The sequence below is a fragment of the Paenisporosarcina sp. TG-14 genome (genome assembly GCF_000297555.1).
Classification (GTDB): domain Bacteria; phylum Bacillota; class Bacilli; order Bacillales_A; family Planococcaceae; genus Paenisporosarcina; species Paenisporosarcina antarctica.
This window is the reverse complement of the sequence record NZ_AMGD01000002.1, coordinates 66,393-83,287: the sequence shown is the minus strand read 5'-3', so window position 1 is coordinate 83,287 and position 16,895 is coordinate 66,393. Positions and strand designations below refer to the sequence as shown.

The following is a 16,895-nucleotide window of genomic DNA, read 5'->3' as shown; positions in this document are numbered from 1 at the left end:
TTCATCTCCTACAAATACTCGTTGCTAGACCATCCATCTTTTACATTTTTCTGTGCTTGTAGCTCTAATTCTTTATACTCATTAATTTCATTTTCATGAAGAATGACTGAATTAATGATAAATTCTCCGTCTTCAGTTAATTCACCCGAATAGGTAGCAAAAAATGTTGCATTGCCGATCAGTGATAAATGAATATGATTTTCATTTTGTTCGATCTCGCACTTAACAAAACCACCTGGATTATATACCGTTATTTCACCATAAGGGACTAAATTAATTGTTGCAGACACTAATGCGGAAGCCGTCATGGCAGTACCACATGCATTTGTAAACCCTACGCCTCGTTCGAAAGTTCGTACGAAAATACTCGACTCATCAACAGGATGAACAAAACTGACATTAACGCCATCTGGAAAATGCCCATTTTCTATATTAAAAGATGTAGCAAGTTGTTCTTGGAACTGTGTATCTTCAATATAATGAATAGGGACAATACCGATTAAATGAGGGTTTGGGACCGACACTGCAGTAAAGTGAATATCCAAGGAGAATTCTGGCATTACTTCATTCACAATTTGCTTATGATTTTTATATTTCATTGGAAGTGAAGTAAGTTTAAACGACACGGGTGAAATTTCTACCTTATAAGTGTCTATGCTTTTAAATATTGGTTCTACTTGTTGCACAGATAGTACGGCTTTCATCGTCTCAATCGTTGCTACAGTTCCCCCTAATTTTGTTAAAACAAATCTTGCTACACATCTTAACCCATTTCCACACATGGATGCTTCAGACCCATCTGCATTATAAACGCGCATTTTCGCATCTGCTTTAGTTGATTGTGAAATAATTAATAACCCATCTGCTCCATTTTCATTAGAGGGGTCGCACATTTTTTGTGCAGTTAAAGGCCAATTATAAATCATGTTTGGTATTTCTTCGTGTAAGTAAAATGTATTGCCAGAACCGTGCACTTTATGAAAAATGATTGTCATGATAATCCCTCCAAGATTCTATATCTTCATATTAAATCTAATAATAAATGGTTACAACTATTCCCTAAAATTTCTATCTAAAATCTTAATAAAAATTACACAAATTTCACGATTTTTTTGTTTTCATTTTAAATAAAAATTAGTATAGTAATAAAGAAAAGTAATAAAGAAAACAATTTAATAAAACGATTTATTGATCGTAAATCGTTAGGGAAGGCAAATGGTGCGCCACCAGTTTAATGACTGGTTCTAGTGGGTTCGATTCCCACCCCGGAATTTTTTATGCACTACAAAATGAAAAATTTCGAGGGGCTAGAGCTAGACTTCTGTCTTTATCTGCCCCGATATGGAGGCGTTAATTGTGATTAAAAGACGAGAATTGCACGAATGTGGCTCTTTGTTCGAGTATTTATCTCACCCATCTGTCTTTCCTTTCGTTCGACAAAAAGCAACTTCAACTGATGAATTCTTATTTATGACGAAACAATTAATGGAAGAAGAAGAATGTGGAAAAGTTATTTCACGCACGATTACTGATGATTATGGGATGCCAATAGGGACTATAAATTTATATGATATTCAAGATCAAGCTGGGTTTCTAGGAACGTGGATTGGTCACCCTTTCCAAGGAAAAGGATTCAATCTAAAAGCGAAAAATCTTTTTTTAGAAGAGCTTTTTTATCAACATAATATCAATACAGTTTTTGTGAGGATTAAAAAGCATAATGAAAAGTCTCTTCGTGCAACAGAGAAACTAGCTTACAGTATGAACGCTAGATATACTCATCCTACTTTATTTGAAGAAATTAATGCAGGAGACCATAAATATGAGCTGTATCAAATAACTAAAGACTTATTCTACTTAGCAACTGCTGCATCTAGATTTGTTGAAGAAGAAGAACATGCAATATAATTTAATATACCGCCCACACATATAATTGTGTAGGCGGTTTTTTTATTTTGAATATGAAGTAATCAATTTTACCATTTCATCTGGTTTTTTTGTGTGATCAGAGCTTTCCATCAATTTTCGTATATCATTTGCTTGACCATTTAGATCTTTTAAGGACGTCAAAAATAATTTAGGTGTAACATCTTCTTCTTCAAGAACCGAGGCCCACCCTTGTTTTTTGAAAATTTGAGCATTTAGTACTTGATCTCCTCGACTTTTTTGTTTTGATAAAGGTATTAATAACATCGGTTTACGTAAAGCTAAAAATTCGAATATTGAATTTGAGCCAGCTCTTGAAACAATTAAATCTGCTGCGTGTATTAAGTCAGGTAATTCTTTTGTCACATATTCAAATTGTTTATATCCTGGAATTTTAAGTAAAGAGTCGTCTACTTTACCTTTTCCACAGAGGTGAATGATATCAAACATTTTTAGAAGTTGCGGTAAATTGCTACGAATAGCTTCATTAACTACCACTGAACCTTGACTACCGCCCATGATTAGAAGGACAGGCTTCCAACCAGCAAAGTCACACAATTGAAGACCCACTTGTTTTTTCCCTTCAAATAACTCTGAACGAATAATGGAGCCAGAACAACTTGATTTTTCAGGAGGTAAATGTTGTAATGTCTCTTGAAAAACAGTAAATATATGATGAGCCATGGGAATCGCAATTTTATTTGCTAAACCGGGAGTTACATCAGATTCGTGAATTACAACCGGAATTTTCGCTAATTTCCCTGCCAAAACAACAGGAACCGATACGAATCCTCCTTTTGAAAAGATAACAGATGGGTTTACTTTTCTTACAATTAATAAAGCTTCAATAAGCCCTTTTCCCACGCGAAAAGGATCTGTAAAGTTTTTTACAGAGGCGTAACGTCTCAATTTCCCACTTGAAATTGCATGATACATAACATTAGGAAAGGCATCACGAATTAATTCCAATTCAATACCATCTTTGGATCCTATGTAATGGATTTCAAAACCTTGCTCTACTAATGCTGGGATGATTGCTTGGTTAAGTGAGACGTGACCGGCAGTTCCTCCACCTGTTAATACAATTGTTTTTTTATTCATATGTATATCTCCTATCTTTATTATCATTCTTTAAGGTAAAATTTTAAAATCTATTTTTGCAATACATCTGACATTGTTCGTATCCTCTACATAATATACACCATTTAAAGACTCGACAGAAACGATATCTGCTAAAAGTAACTAAACTCAATTAAAATCCAAAACATGGATAGAGTGAAAAATCCGATAAATTACATAACCTCTTTGTCGATATAAAATGTGCTATAATAATTGGAAATTTGCAGAATTCAGGGTGATCTAGTATGTACGAAACTACACAGCTTAAAGAGAAATGGTTGCTCATGTTCAAAATCGTATTTCCTATATTAGTCACACAAGTTGCTTTATATTTAATCTCATTCTTTGATATTTTAATGTCAAGTAGATACGGGAGTGAAGACTTAGCTGGTGTAGCGATAGGTTCATCGTTATGGATACCTGTATATACCGGTTTAGCAGGTATATTAATAGCAATCACACCCATTGTGGCACAATTAGTCGGTGCGAGGAAAAAGGACGAAGTCAGACTTGTTGTTCAACAAGGATTATTATTATCCTTGGCATTATCTGTTTTTATTTCAATAGGGCTATTCTTTGTGTTAGAACCTATTCTTCAAATAATGACATTAGAAGTTCGAGTTGAAAAAATCGCCAAATCATATTTACTTGCAATGATTATAGGTATTATCCCACTATTTGCTTACACTGTTTTACGTTCTTACATGGATGCCTTAGGTAAAACGCGGGTCACGATGATCATCACCTTACTGTCAGCCCCTATAAATGTGTGCTTTAATTATGTACTTATTTTCGGTAAATTCGGTTTTCCTGAACTTGGTGGAGCTGGAGCTGGATATGCTTCAGCCATAACTTTTTGGTTAGTTTTCTTTATCACCGTTGGTATTGCTCATAAGCAAAGACCATTTGAGCAATATGAACTGTTTAAGAATTGGCAGCGTGTTCAGTTTTCAAAATGGAAGGATATTTGTACAATTGGAATTCCAATTGGTTTGTCGATTTTTGCAGAAACAAGTATTTTTTCTGCTGTTACCTTAATGATGAGTACATATAGTACAGCAGTTATTTCAGCTCACCAAATTGCTTTAAACTTCACGTCTTTACTTTACATGATTCCTTTAAGTATTTCATTTGGTGCAACAGTTTTAATAGGATATGAAGTCGGCGCGAAACGTTTTAAAGATGCACAAACTTATAGTTGGTTAAGTGTCAGTACAGCGATATTATTCAGCTTCTTCTCTGCATGTGTTTTATTTTTTTTCAGAGAACAAATTGCAGGAATATATACGACTGACGAAACGGTTATTCAATTAACGGTTCAATTCTTCGTATTTGCTGCACTTTTCCAATTGTCAGATGCCATCCAAGCGCCAGTTCAAGGGGCTTTAAGAGGTTATAAAGATGTTAATGTTACGTTTATTATGGCCATTATCTCATATTGGGTCATTGGTTTGCCAATTGGCTATCTCTTGTCGAAATTTACTGATTTCGGACCTTTTGGATACTGGATTGGGTTAATTGTTGGGTTAACTGCAGGTGCCATTACTTTGACATATCGACTCATTCGTATTCAACGCAAAAAACAAGACGCAGCCCACTAGGGGTTGCGTCTTGTTTTCATTTTCACTTCAAAATACCAGTCCGCTTTTATGCTAGGTCTGTGGAGCTTTTTCAGTGTGTCAGATTTTGTTTAGAAGCTCTTTATATATTTTGAAATATTCCTGCGAAGATTTAGCCCAACTAAAATCAAGTGTCATGGCTTTATCTACTAAAGCCGACCACTTGTCGGGCTGTTTGCGGTAAATATTTACAGCCCGCTCAATCGTATTCAGCATATCGTGTGCATTATAATTAGCAAAACTAAAACCATTTCCTTGTTCTGTAAATTCGTTATAATTTATCACGGTATCTTTAAGTCCGCCTGTTTCACGAACGAGCGGCAGGGTTCCATAACGAAGTGCAAGTAACTGTCCGATGCCACATGGTTCAAATTGAGATGGCATCAGAAAAAGATCAGAACCAGCATAGATTTTTCTAGCCATTGCTTCATCAAAGTAAAGGTTGGTTGACACTTTATCTGGATAATTATCAGCAAAGTATCTAAACGACTCTTCATATTGATGATCCCCTGTGCCTAATAAAACAAACTGTACATTCAATCCCATTATTTCATGAAAAACATGTAGAATCAGATCTATACCTTTTTGATCAACAAGTCTGGTAACCATAGAAATTATTGGTATATCAGCATTTACAGGAAGTGCTAGAATTTCTTGTAAATTCTTTTTATTTTCAATTTTCCCCTCAAAATCATTGAATGGAAGAATAATAAATTCGTCATGTTTAGGATCATAGGACACATCGTCAATGCCATTCACAATTCCATGAAGTTCGCTACCTCTTCTTCGTAAAAAACCATCAAGCCCTTCTCCGTAATATGGAGTCTGTATTTCGGATGCATAGGTAGCGCTTACTGTTGTTATGCGATCAGCAAAGGCTAGACCTGCTTTAAGATAACTGACATTCCCATAAAACTCTAAACCGTCCTGGTGAAAATAATGCTCATTTAAATCAAGTAAATCATAAAGGACTGATTTTGAATAGACACCTTGGTAGCGCAAATTATGAATCGTAAATAACGTTCTAATTCCTTGATAATACGAGTTTTTTTCATAATGAGCTTTTAAAAGAACAGGAATCAGCCCTGTTTGCCAATCATGGCAATGAATGATATCAGGTCTTTCCTCTAAGTATGGCAATACCTCAAGCACAGCTCGGGAGAAGAACGCGAACCTTTCTCCATCATCATCAAAACCGTAGCTACCATGTCTTTTAAAATAATATGCGTTATCGAGGAAGTAGACTGTTATTCCTTGATAATCAAATTTTTCAATGCCGCAGAACTGATTTCTCCAGCCTACAGGCACTTCGATACTTTTAATCCATTGCAGTTGTTCTGTATAGTGCAATGAAAGATCTTCATATTTAGGTAATATTACGCTGACATTTACCCCATCTTTATGTAAAGAGTGAGGCAAGGCACCAATAACATCTCCTAGTCCACCGGTCTTAATGAAAGGTGCGCACTCTGAGGCTGCAAATAAAATATTCATGCTAGTTTCCCTCCATTAAATAACTTCTGCTTTTTTGATTACAGTTGGCTGATGCCTGGCTTTTAATACCTGTCCCTTAGTAATGATAACTTGTTTATCGGTGATAATATTTTCTATATGTGCTCCTTCTTCTATATCACCCCTCTGCATGATGATACTATTTTTCACTACAGCCCCTTTTTTAACCTGCACCCCACGGAAAATAATACTGTTTTCAACGGTTCCTTCGATATTACAGCCATTTGCAATTAAGGAATTGGACACTTCAGATGAAATGGCATAGTTAGTAGGTGCTTCATGCTTAATTTTGGTGAAGACTTCCCAAGAATCATAAAAATAAGTATTTAAAATTTCTGGATTAAGAAATTCCATATTACTAGTATGGTATGTTTCAAGAGAATGAATGAACGGCATATGGCCATTAAATTTGTAACCTTGCACCCGGAAATCTCTTAAGTTTGCCTTAACCACATCTTTCAAAAAATCATATTCTTCATTATCCACACATTTTTTGATTAAGTCTATTAACAGTTGCTTTCCAATCACATATGTTTCCAAACATACATGATCTCCTCTATTAGGAGATGTATAAAGCTCAATATCAAGGACTTCACCATTTAAATCAAGTGAACATTGGTGATAAAGCGGTTTGCGCATCGGTTTTCCGTCATAATCCTTATACAGGACTGTTATATCAGCTTCATTGCTTTCATGTTCTTTTATCACTTCGTTAAAGTCTATTTTACAAATATGATGACCAGGAGCAATAATAACCGTGTCAGCATTTGCTCGCTGAAAGAATTCTAAATGATCAAAGAATTGCTGCAAATCCCCTTTAATCTTTTCATCAGGATGGCTTGGAGGCAATATAAATAATCCTTGCGAACGGTGATCAAGATCCCACTCTTTTCCTGAACCAAGATGATCCATGACAGATCGATATTTATCCTTAGTGAAAATTGCAACTTTGCTGACGCTAACATTCATAAAGTTTGACATGGTGAAATCAATCATCCGATAGCGACCTCCAAAGGGTACGGAAGCTAGGCAACGATGTTGAGTCAGTTCTTTCAATATTGGTTTTTCATTTACGAGATTAATTACTCCTAATACGTTATTCATTTAAGCTCCCCCTTTTATTTATATTTTAAAGTTTGGCATATGTCGGAGAAATCCGTTGATTTTCTCCGATCAGGGTAATTCCCTGTTTATTGACACCAATAACAGCTCCGTCTTCTATAATTGTTCCGCTACCAATAATCGCCTTTTCTATCGTTACATTTTTGCCGATTTTCACATTTGGCATGATAACGGAATCCTTAATTGTAGATCCTTTTCCAACTTGCACGTTGTAGGAAAGAACGGAATGCTCGACTTTGCCAAATACCAAACATCCTTCATTAATTAAGGATTGTAAGACTTCACCCTCTTGAGAGATATATTGTGGGGGATGATTAGCATTCCCTGCATATATTTGCCAGTTAGCATCTCCTAGATCAAAAGCGGGTGGTTCTCCCAATAAGTCCATATGTGCTTCCCATAGGCTTTCGACTGTTCCGACGTCCTTCCAGTAATCTTTAAATCTATAAGCTTGCACATGAGCCCCTTCATCAATCATCTTTGGAATAATATCTTTTCCAAAGTCATTGGTAGAACCGATGGTATTTTCATCTTCAGTTAAATATTTTTTAAGGTGTTTCCAGTTAAAGAGATAAACGCCCATGGAAGCCAGATTGCTTTTTGGATGTTCTGGTTTCTCGTCAAATTCTATAATTTGATCGGTATCATCAGTATTCATAATACCAAAGCGATTAGCCTCATTCCAAGGCACCTCAATGACAGCAATTGTAGCAAGGGCTCCCTTCTCAACATGGTCCTCAAGCATCTTATTGTAATCCATCTTGTATATATGATCTCCTGAGATGACAAGCACGTATTCCGGTTCATATTGGTCAATAAAATGAAAATTTTGATACACTGCATTGGCTGTTCCTTTGTACCACTCACCACCATCTTTACCCTTATAAGGTGGAAGCATTGCGACACCTCCGTAATTGCGGTCGAGATCCCATGTTCTCCCATTACCTACATATGAGTTTAAAATATGCGGTCGATATTGTGTGAGTATTCCTACCGTATCAATACCAGAATGTGTACAGTTGCTTAACGTAAAATCGATAATTCGGTATTTCCCACCAAACGGAACTGCGGGTTTAGCTAAGTCACTTGTCAATTCTCCTAGTCTTGAACCTTGACCACCCGCTAAGAGCATTGCCACCCATTTTTTAGACGCCATTTATATTGACTCCCCTTTGTCTTGTTTTTGTTTGCTTCATAAATATCACAATACCTAATGGCGGTACGGTTATTTCAATACTGCACGGCTGGTTATGACGCGATTCCTTACTCGCAATGATTGAAGCTGAATTACCCTGACCAGAACCACCATATGATACGGCATCACTATTAAATGCCTCATAATATTTCCCAAAAGATGGGACTCCAATTTGATAATTATGGTATACATTGGCTGAAAAATTACAAACAACAATGCAATAATCCCCCTTGCGTTTTCCTTTTCTCATAAAAGTAATCACGCTTTGTTCTGCATTGTCTGCATCGATCCACTGGAAGCCAGCTTCCTCATGATCGAGACGCCAAAGTGAATTTGTTTCCTGATAGAATTTATTTATTTCTTGAAAGTAATGAAAGAAATTGGAGTGAGATTCAAAACCTAAAAGCATCCAATCCATTTCTTCTGCGTATTTCCATTCGTCAAACTGTCCAAATTCACTACCCATAAATAAAAGTTTTTTACCGGGATGTGTAAATAAATACCCTAAAAGCAAACGTGAATTCGCGAATTTTTGCCAGTAATCCCCAGGCATTTTATTAAGTAATGACCGTTTTCCATGAACCATCTCATCATGAGAAAATGGAAGTACGTAATTTTCAGAAAATGCGTAAAAGAATGAAAATGTCAATAGATGATGATGCCTTGGACGTTCACTTACATCAAATTTCATATACTTAAGCACGTCATTAGACCAGCCCATATTCCATTTATAATTAAATCCAAGCCCACCTTCACTAGTCGGTTTTGTAACTAGCGGCCACTCAGTTGATTCCTCTGCCATCATCAATACACCAGGATACTTATGGAAAATAGTTTCATTTAACTTTTTCAAAAACTTGACAGCTTCTATGTTTTCTCCGCCTCCATATTGATTCTTTAATTTAATAGGAAGTGGATTATCATGATTTAAATAAACAATTGAAGAAACTGCATCAACCCGGAATCCGTCAACATGATAGACATCCATCCAAAACATAGCGTTAGAAATTAGAAAGCTGATAACTTCCGGCTTGCTGTAGTCAAAGCTATATGTTCCCCAGATAGGCCGCTCTGCACGCATGGGATCTGCTGATTCATAGAGAGGAGTTCCATCAAAACGACCAAGACCTTGAATATCCTTACAAAAATGTGCAGGAACCCAATCTAGTATTACACCAAGTCCCTTTTGATGGCACTGGTCGATGAAATACATTAATTGCTCTGGTGTACCATATCGGCTTGTCACCGAATAAAATCCAGTTATTTGGTAGCCCCATGAACCATCAAATGGGTGTTCCATAATGGGCATCAACTCAATATGTGTAAAGTTATTTTCTACTGCATAATCAACTAGTTCGTCGGCGAGTTCTTGATAAGTATAAAACTCACCATCTTTTTTTTGCTTCCAGGAAGCCAAGTGTACCTCGTAAATCATCATCGGTTTGTGGTATATATCTGTCTTTATTCGCTGAGCCATCCATTTTTGATCATGCCATTCATAGGAATTTAATTTATAGATAACAGAAGCCGTTGCGGGTCGCAGCTCCGAATAAAATGCGTAAGGGTCTGCTTTTAATTCTTTATGACCATCCGGCCCGGTAACCTCATATTTATAGATGTCTCCTTGTTTAAGCTCGGGAATAAATAAAATCCAAATTCCTGAATTGTTCAAACGTTCCATCTCACTATGAAGGCCATTCCAATTATTAAAATCACCTACGACGGATACCCGCTTTGCATGTGGCGCCCAAACTGCAAATCTCACACCTTGAAATTCGTTATGTGAAAGGAGATGTGAACCGAGTATTTTATAGCTTTCATACAGTGATCCTTCATGGAAAAGGTATACATCAAGATCACTCGGGTATAGCTGCTTTGGGATATTAATCATTTTTTCCACATTTCCATCTCCTTCACCTTATGATTGTTCTATTTTTTTTACCATCTCTAACTTAAATTATTCGCCACATATTTAAATACTCCTTTATAATGTTGGTTTTTATGTGAAAAATTTAACTTAAGGCAAAAATAAAAAATCCAACAGGAAATGAAGGATTTTTTAGACTGCACTATTTGGACGTGAACTATTGCTGAAACATTACGATTTTTAAGACTAGGACCGTCCCATAATTATAGTCTGCAGTCCCGTTACACTTTCCTATTTTTCTTTCACAGACTAACTGTATTAAATGAGTGAATCCTAATCCAACGTTTATGGGATTAATAAATATAAATACTATTGTTTTTGTTTAAGCATTATCATTACCTGTCAATTGAGAAGGGCTAATACTTCTCATTCTGTTTAAAAATAAATAAGAAAGAGAAACGGACCATGCTAAAGGAGTGTTCCCATTTGGCACATTTTTCCCCCCAATATATAATTCAGGAATTTCCCAATTATCAGGAATAATTCGTTCCGTTTTATTTATATATTCATAAGCTTTATTATACAGACCCAGTTCAAAATAACATAATCCCATCCAAGGAAGTCCGAAGCACCATTCAGCTTCGCTTCCTTCGTTATAATACTGATCATTTTGATAACGAATACATCCATTTGTACGTTCTAGGCGTTCGGATACCATCTCAATTATCTTAAGAGCCATTTTTCGTTCTACAATTCGATATGGATATATAAGTGACAGCAGCGCTAAATCGGTTTCTTTTGTTTCACTTTCCCGTGGCAATAGGAAACGTAACGTTTCTTCCCCTTTTCGAATTAGTTCGGGCTTAACGTTTACTAGCATTTTCACCGCGTGTAAGCCTGCAACGCATGCACCGACACTTGAAGCATGCAATTCTATATTTTCTTCCCACATTCCATTATCCTTTGCCTGCCAGTATTGGAGACATTCTAAGTAGTCGACAAGCTTCTGAACGATAGCGAGATCTTTGTCATCACGGATAACCTTTTGTCCGTTGCTCACACCTTCTCCCACTCCCCATAAGAAGGCTCCAATCGCATCATTTTGTGCATGACCCCACTCTTGGCTAAGTTCCTTTAACTCGGTGGAATATCTTGAGTGTATATGTTCAAAAAGATAAATCGGTTTCTTTTCCCGATGAATATCAATTTTCCATTCATACCTTTTAAATAGATCAAATAAAGCATGATAGGCTTTTTCATATCTGTCAGAGCGGCTTTGTAAAAATGGCAAAACCGTATAAACGACATCACGTATCCAAACGTAATTATAGTCATTTGAAATACTTGCCGTGTAAGCACCATTTGGAAGTCGCATCCTATCTAAAACTTCAATTGCATTGTTAATTTTCATATTGAGACACCCCTATAATTTATTTCTTTACATTTAGCGTTAACTATATACGTTGATTTTAGACAAAATTTTACTCACAATAAATGAAAACGTTTTCATTTTAAAGTCGTCTTTTAAAATCAAAATAAGCAGTATGATAGGTATTATTTATATTTTATGTAGAAATTCCAATTTTTTATAAGCAATAAGACTCAATTGAAATCGTAAAATATCATGTATACATGAATATAAATAGAAAAAGCATGGACTTTGCGTGTAGTATTCATGCTCATGAAGTTTTATTTTGTATACCCCATTACTATATAGAGTTTGTGTATAGAATTAATCACATTTTACCACTATTAAACGAATACGAATAGACACAATATGCTAAATAATCTATTTAATTAACTAACATGCGACGCAATACGACATAATCAGAGAGAAAAAGACAAATATCACAGGGTTGATCACATATGAATACATAAGTATGAGTGTGCTTAAACTCCAAATTCAAATATATTTACAATAGAAAAACGGCCATCTCTAAGAGTGAGATGGCCGTTTCTTATTTTCTACTTATTATTTTTGAATAAATTGTTGTGTCCAGTAATGACCTTGTGCATCGTATCCAATTCCAATATGAGTGAAATTAGCTTTCATGATATTCTCACGATGACCTGGTGATTCCATCCATGCTTTTACGACTTCCTCCGCTGATTTTTGACCCATTGCGATATTTTCTCCGGCTGCACGGTAGTCGATACCAAGAGCTTTCATACGATCGAATGGTGAACCAAATGTAGGACTAGTATGTGAGAAGTATTTATTTGTTCTCATGTCTGTTGATTTTTCACGTGCTGCATTCATTAATTTAGCATCTGTTGCAAGAGCTTTTAATCCTTCTTTAGCTCGTTCTTGATTGGTCAAAGTTAGTACTTGTTGTTCAATGTTTGAAATTGAACCTGCTTGTTCTGTTGCTTGAGTTGCTGGCTTTTCTGCAACTGGTTTAGCCGTTGCTGCTGGCTTTTCTGCAACTGGTTTAGCCGTTGCTGCTGTTTTTTCTGCAGCTGGTTTAGCCGTTGTTGCTGTTTTTTCTGCAGCCGGTTTAGCCGTTGCTGCTGGTTTTTCTGCAACTGGTTTAGCTGTTGCTGCTTGCTTTTCTGCTACAAATTTCTCGAAATCAAAATTTAATCCTGATGCAGCAAGTTGTGCGTAAATTTCTTCTAACATCTGTTGCTGTGAGGCTGTATATGATTCAACCTGTTTTGATTGAGTATTTTTTGTCCAATTATTAGTAGCTTGAGTCAGAAAATTTTCTGCATTTTGTGAAGATGATGCTTCTGCAGTTATAACTTGACCAAATGAGAAAACCATAACTCCCATTGTTAATCCTAGTAACCATTTTTTCAATTCATCCACTCTCCTCTTCTGCCACTTAGTCTATCTTTAAATTCTACTATAATAAAAACTAGTTGTTACCAATTTCACCAGTAGAAATAGAAAGATAGTCTCTATGCATATTCAAGGAAGTTGTAATTGTGTGGTTTTAGATTAATTCCCATATGTTTCAATTCAAAAGGTATTGACGGTTTTAAATACATCCCCATATAGCTGTTTCAATTGCATTTTTAAGAGGTTATTTAAATTGCTTTTTTCTATTCTCTCGTATGCTATTTGTAGTTTTTCAGCTGAGCTTTTCCGAACACGTGGGTGGGTTAACTCATCTAATAACTCAATTCGAATACTAACTTCTAATTGTTCTAACGATGTCATTGTTGTTGTCTCATGACGAAATGGAAATAAAGTTTGGTATGCTTGTATTATTTCAATCATAATTTATTACTCACTTCCAGGAATCTTTAAATCCGCAATTTTTTCTCCAATAATTACTATGACCGGATCCATTTTCACATACTCTGGTAACCACTGAACCATTCCATATGAATATTGGAAGAGCATGGGGTTTTTAGTACCTTTGATCGGAACAAAGCCCTTCATCCGATATATGGTAGATGGTATTGTTCGTAACCAGTCTTCAAATTCGACCTTACCGACAGATTCTTTAAATGAAATTAATCGAGTTGACAACGTAAGTTGCTCCCCTATTCTAGCTTCATTCACTTTATTCTCACTAACAGTGCCTTTTAATCTTTCTAACATCGACAATGGACATTTGCCATGGGAAGTCTGAATTAAGGTAGCAGTTGAATTGAAACTTTGTAACTCAAAAGTAATCTTTGCTTGTAGATCTTCAGATAATAAATCCATTTTGTTTGCTATAAGCAAATGTGCGTGACGAATTTGTTCTAAAAAAAGAGATCTCATCTGCGGCGAAAGCAAGTGTCGATCCAACCATCGCTTACTATCAACAACTGTCACTATTCCTTTAACATTCAATTGCTTTGCAAATAGAGGAGAGTAAACTGCATCTAAAGCTTCTACTGGATGAGCTGCACCGGTCGTTTCAATAATAAGCACGTCAAAATCTTCACCCGCTAACAGTGTTTGAAGCTGTGCTTCTGTTTTCTCTGATCCGGTACAACAAATACATCCTTCTAGCATTTCTTTTAGTGGTATATCATCTTCTACAGCCTTTGAATCAAATGGAAGTTTTCCTAATTCATTCATCAGTACAGCTGGCTTTAAGCCTCTTTCTTTTAACTGTCGTATAGTGTCAGTTAATAGAGAAGTCTTTCCACTACCTAAAAAGCCACTAAATAAATAAACATCCTTCATATTAATACATCCTTTCTCGAAACAAAAGCCGACCTCAAATTGCAGGCCAGCTTTTTGTTTATTTTGCAAGTACTTTTAATAATAAATCCTTAGCCTTTAATAACTGTGGATCTTCTTTTTCAATTTTCTCACGTAAACGATCCATTAGGGCGTAAGTAGTATCACCAGTTAAGATACCTGTTTCTTCAAGTTCTTCTTCTTTTTGCAATTGCTTAATAGCGGCCTCTGTTTGATCGTCGAATAGTCCGTCCACTTTACCAGTGTCAATGCCAACAGCTGTAAGCATTTCTTCTGCTGATTTGACTTGATCTGATAATAAGCCATTTTTTATTTCTATAGAAGCATCTAAAAAAGGTAATTTAGTATAAGATGGATATTCAACTTTTACATCAGGAGCAATACCCTTTTCATGAATCCAATTACCATCTGGGGTTAACCATTTTGCAGTTGTGAATTTCATATTTGATCCATCGGTTAATTCATTTGCGGTTTGAACTGTTCCTTTACCAAATGTATTTATGCCAACAAGTTGTGTTCCAGCAGATTCTCTCATAGCTGCTGCAAGAATTTCTGAAGCAGAAGCACTTCCCTCATCAATTAATAATGATACTGGTACTTTTACTTTAGATCCGCCCGTAGCTGTGAAGACTTCTGCATCTTTTCCTTTTTCTTTAGTTTGGAACAAAGTTTTTCCATCCTCAACAAATAAATTTGAGATATTGATGGCTGAATTTAGTAATCCACCAGGATTTCGCCTCACATCAAGGACCATCGCTTTCATTCCAGATTCTTCCATTTCAGTAATAGATGCAAGAAGTTCATCATACGTATTTTCAGAAAAACTTGTAATTTGAATGTGTGCTACATTATCTTCAAGCATTTCTGCATATACCGTTTCTATTGGTATCTCATCACGGACAATAGTAATTTCCATTGGGTCGCTCTTTTCACCACGTTGAATTGTTAAGGTTACAGATGTACCTTTTTCTCCGCGAATTAAAAGAACGGCTTCAGATGCACTCATCCCAATAATATCTTCACCATCAACTGCGGTGATACTGTCATTTGTTAAAATGCCAGCTTTTTCAGCAGGTGAGTTTTTGATTGGTGAAACAACTGAAATAACGCCATTACGTTCTTGTATTTCAGCACCGATTCCCTGGAAACTTGAAGAAATACTTTCTTTAAACTGTGACGCCTCATCCTGATTCATATAATCTGAATAAGGATCTCCGAGAGAATCAATCATTCCATTAATTGCCCCATTAACTAATAATTCTTGATCAATATCTGCATAATAATCGGCTTTTAACTGGTCATACGCTTGGTATAACTTTTCGAACTCTCGTCTTTCAGGTGCCCCTACTTCGACTACTTTTTCATCGCCAAATGTTAAAGCAAATATCGTTAATCCTGCGGAACTTAAGATTAAAGTAAAGATAAGCATGATGAAGAAGAAAGGTTTCAAACGAATATATTTACCCGCGTGCGAATCTTGGTGATTATGTTCTACTTGTTGTTCAGGAGTATTTTGCTTCTCATCCATATCATTCACCACTTTCAAATCGAAACCATTATATTTAATGCTTCAATGTTTATGTATAGTTTATCAGGTAAGACGCATATACGGGAAGAAAAAGGCTGTCAAGAAAATATTTGACAGCCTTTTCTGATTACTCTTGTATAGCAGCTTCTAATGCTACTTCAATCATTTCGTTAAATGTCAATTGACGTTCTTCTGAAGTTGTAACTTCACCAGTCAATAAGTGATCACTTACCGTTAATATAGAAAGTGCTTGGCGACCGAATTTAGCTGCTAATGTATAAAGTGCTGAAGATTCCATTTCAAGCGCTAGAATTCCATATTGAGCCCATTTTTCATGCTCTGCATGCTCATTGTAGAATACGTCTTCTGTAAATACATTACCTACCTTAAGATTTAAGCCCTTTTCAATTCCTGCATTATATGCTTTTAATAACAAGTCAAAATCCGCAGTAGGTGCAAAGTTTATGCCATTAAAAATGATTTCATTCATTTTCGAGTCAGTTGAAGCAGTTTGCGCAAGAATAACGTCGCGTACTTTAACGTCTTTGTGAATTGATCCACATGTACCTACGCGGATTAATTTTTGAACATCATATTCAGCCATTAATTCCGTAATGTAAATAGAGATAGATGGAACTCCCATTCCTGTTCCTTGAACAGAAATACGTTTCCCTTTGTAAGTACCAGTGAATCCAAACATGTTACGAACTTCATTGTATTGAACAACGTCTTCTAAAAACGTTTCTGCAATGTATTTTGCACGTAATGGATCTCCTGGTAGTAAAATCGTATCGGCGATATCGCCTTTTTTTGCATTAATATGAACACTCATTTTTTTACCCTCACTTTATAGACATTTC

General features: G+C 35.9%; 14 protein-coding genes. 2 read left to right on the top strand and 12 right to left on the bottom strand.

Annotated elements, in window-relative coordinates; translation table 11 throughout:
- Nucleotides 1-8 precede the first annotated feature (8 nt).
- Nucleotides 9-995: a diaminopimelate epimerase gene (gene dapF / locus C406_RS0100745; RefSeq protein WP_017378668.1), complete on the bottom strand. Its 987-nt coding sequence runs from the start codon at nt 993-995 to the stop codon at nt 9-11.
- Nucleotides 996-1,356: 361 nt separating this feature from the next.
- Here dapF and C406_RS0100740 point away from each other — a divergent pair, with 361 nt between their 5' ends.
- Nucleotides 1,357-1,908, top strand: coding sequence for a GNAT family N-acetyltransferase (locus tag C406_RS0100740; protein ID WP_017378667.1), 552 nt, complete (start codon nt 1,357-1,359; stop codon nt 1,906-1,908).
- A 42-nt stretch (nt 1,909-1,950) separates the two neighbouring features.
- On the opposite strand, the gene C406_RS0100735 is transcribed toward C406_RS0100740, so the two are convergent.
- A complete protein-coding gene (locus C406_RS0100735; protein ID WP_017378666.1) occupies nt 1,951-3,027 on the bottom strand; it encodes an undecaprenyldiphospho-muramoylpentapeptide beta-N-acetylglucosaminyltransferase in 1,077 nt (358 codons plus the stop codon).
- 263 nt (nt 3,028-3,290) lie between these two features.
- Here C406_RS0100735 and C406_RS0100730 point away from each other — a divergent pair, with 263 nt between their 5' ends.
- Entirely contained in the window at nt 3,291-4,646 is a 1,356-nt protein-coding gene (locus C406_RS0100730; RefSeq protein WP_017378665.1) for an MATE family efflux transporter, read from the top strand.
- Between the two features lie 78 nt (nt 4,647-4,724).
- On the opposite strand, the gene glgA is transcribed toward C406_RS0100730, so the two are convergent.
- The 10 genes from glgA to deoD all read right to left on the bottom strand — a co-directional run bounded on the left by glgA (nt 4,725) and on the right by deoD (nt 16,867).
- A complete protein-coding gene (glgA, locus tag C406_RS0100725) occupies nt 4,725-6,158 on the bottom strand; it encodes a glycogen synthase GlgA (RefSeq protein WP_017378664.1) in 1,434 nt (477 codons plus the stop codon).
- A 15-nt stretch (nt 6,159-6,173) separates the two neighbouring features.
- Nucleotides 6,174-7,280, bottom strand: a complete 1,107-nt coding sequence (gene glgD, locus C406_RS0100720; RefSeq protein ID WP_017378663.1) for a glucose-1-phosphate adenylyltransferase subunit GlgD — start codon at nt 7,278-7,280, stop codon at nt 6,174-6,176.
- A 25-nt stretch (nt 7,281-7,305) separates the two neighbouring features.
- Nucleotides 7,306-8,454 carry a glucose-1-phosphate adenylyltransferase gene (locus C406_RS0100715; protein ID WP_017378662.1) on the bottom strand — a complete coding sequence of 383 codons (1,149 nt, stop codon included), beginning with the start codon at nt 8,452-8,454 and terminating at the stop codon, nt 7,306-7,308.
- Nucleotides 8,444-10,384: a 1,4-alpha-glucan branching protein GlgB gene (gene glgB, locus C406_RS0100710; protein WP_036653948.1), complete on the bottom strand. Its 1,941-nt coding sequence runs from the start codon at nt 10,382-10,384 to the stop codon at nt 8,444-8,446. Before glgB ends, C406_RS0100715 begins: the two co-directional genes overlap by 11 nt.
- 358 nt (nt 10,385-10,742) lie before the next feature.
- Complete coding sequence (locus tag C406_RS0100705) at nt 10,743-11,771, bottom strand: glycoside hydrolase family 15 protein (protein WP_017378660.1); 1,029 nt, start codon at nt 11,769-11,771, stop codon at nt 10,743-10,745.
- Between the two features lie 561 nt (nt 11,772-12,332).
- A complete protein-coding gene (locus C406_RS0100700; protein ID WP_443146793.1) occupies nt 12,333-13,136 on the bottom strand; it encodes a CAP domain-containing protein in 804 nt (267 codons plus the stop codon).
- Nucleotides 13,137-13,325: 189 nt separating this feature from the next.
- Complete coding sequence (locus C406_RS0100695; protein ID WP_237740486.1) at nt 13,326-13,526, bottom strand: hypothetical protein; 201 nt, start codon at nt 13,524-13,526, stop codon at nt 13,326-13,328.
- 66 nt (nt 13,527-13,592) lie between these two features.
- Entirely contained in the window at nt 13,593-14,489 is an 897-nt protein-coding gene (locus C406_RS0100690) for a CobW family GTP-binding protein (protein ID WP_017378657.1), read from the bottom strand.
- A gap of 58 nt (nt 14,490-14,547) precedes the next feature.
- On the bottom strand, nt 14,548-16,035 hold the full coding sequence (locus C406_RS0100685) for a S41 family peptidase (protein ID WP_017378656.1): 1,488 nt from the start codon (nt 16,033-16,035) through the stop codon (nt 14,548-14,550).
- Nucleotides 16,036-16,162: 127 nt separating this feature from the next.
- The gene (gene deoD, locus C406_RS0100680) at nt 16,163-16,867 is read right to left on the bottom strand and encodes a purine-nucleoside phosphorylase (RefSeq protein WP_017378655.1); all 705 of its coding nucleotides are present in this window, start codon (nt 16,865-16,867) and stop codon (nt 16,163-16,165) included.
- Between the last annotated feature and the right edge of the window lie 28 nt (nt 16,868-16,895).

Excerpts from the sequence above, each read along its gene's own strand:
- C406_RS0100735 (WP_017378666.1), bottom strand. The coding sequence starts at position 3,027 with ATGAATAAAAAAACAATTGTATTAACAGGTGGAGGAACTGCCGGTCAC.
- dapF (WP_017378668.1), bottom strand. The coding sequence starts at position 995 with ATGACAATCATTTTTCATAAAGTGCACGGTTCTGGCAATACATTTTAC.
- C406_RS0100685 (WP_017378656.1), bottom strand. The coding sequence starts at position 16,035 with ATGGATGAGAAGCAAAATACTCCTGAACAACAAGTAGAACATAATCAC.
- glgA (WP_017378664.1), bottom strand. The coding sequence starts at position 6,158 with ATGAATATTTTATTTGCAGCCTCAGAGTGCGCACCTTTCATTAAGACC.
- C406_RS0100715 (WP_017378662.1), bottom strand. The coding sequence starts at position 8,454 with ATGGCGTCTAAAAAATGGGTGGCAATGCTCTTAGCGGGTGGTCAAGGT.
- C406_RS0100690 (WP_017378657.1), bottom strand. The coding sequence starts at position 14,489 with ATGAAGGATGTTTATTTATTTAGTGGCTTTTTAGGTAGTGGAAAGACT.
- glgD (WP_017378663.1), bottom strand. The coding sequence starts at position 7,280 with ATGAATAACGTATTAGGAGTAATTAATCTCGTAAATGAAAAACCAATA.
- C406_RS0100730 (WP_017378665.1), top strand. The coding sequence starts at position 3,291 with ATGTACGAAACTACACAGCTTAAAGAGAAATGGTTGCTCATGTTCAAA.
- C406_RS0100700 (WP_443146793.1), bottom strand. The coding sequence starts at position 13,136 with ATGGGAGTTATGGTTTTCTCATTTGGTCAAGTTATAACTGCAGAAGCA.
- glgB (WP_036653948.1), bottom strand. The coding sequence starts at position 10,384 with ATGATTAATATCCCAAAGCAGCTATACCCGAGTGATCTTGATGTATAC.
- C406_RS0100705 (WP_017378660.1), bottom strand. The coding sequence starts at position 11,771 with ATGAAAATTAACAATGCAATTGAAGTTTTAGATAGGATGCGACTTCCA.
- deoD (WP_017378655.1), bottom strand. The coding sequence starts at position 16,867 with ATGAGTGTTCATATTAATGCAAAAAAAGGCGATATCGCCGATACGATT.
- C406_RS0100695 (WP_237740486.1), bottom strand. The coding sequence starts at position 13,526 with ATGACATCGTTAGAACAATTAGAAGTTAGTATTCGAATTGAGTTATTA.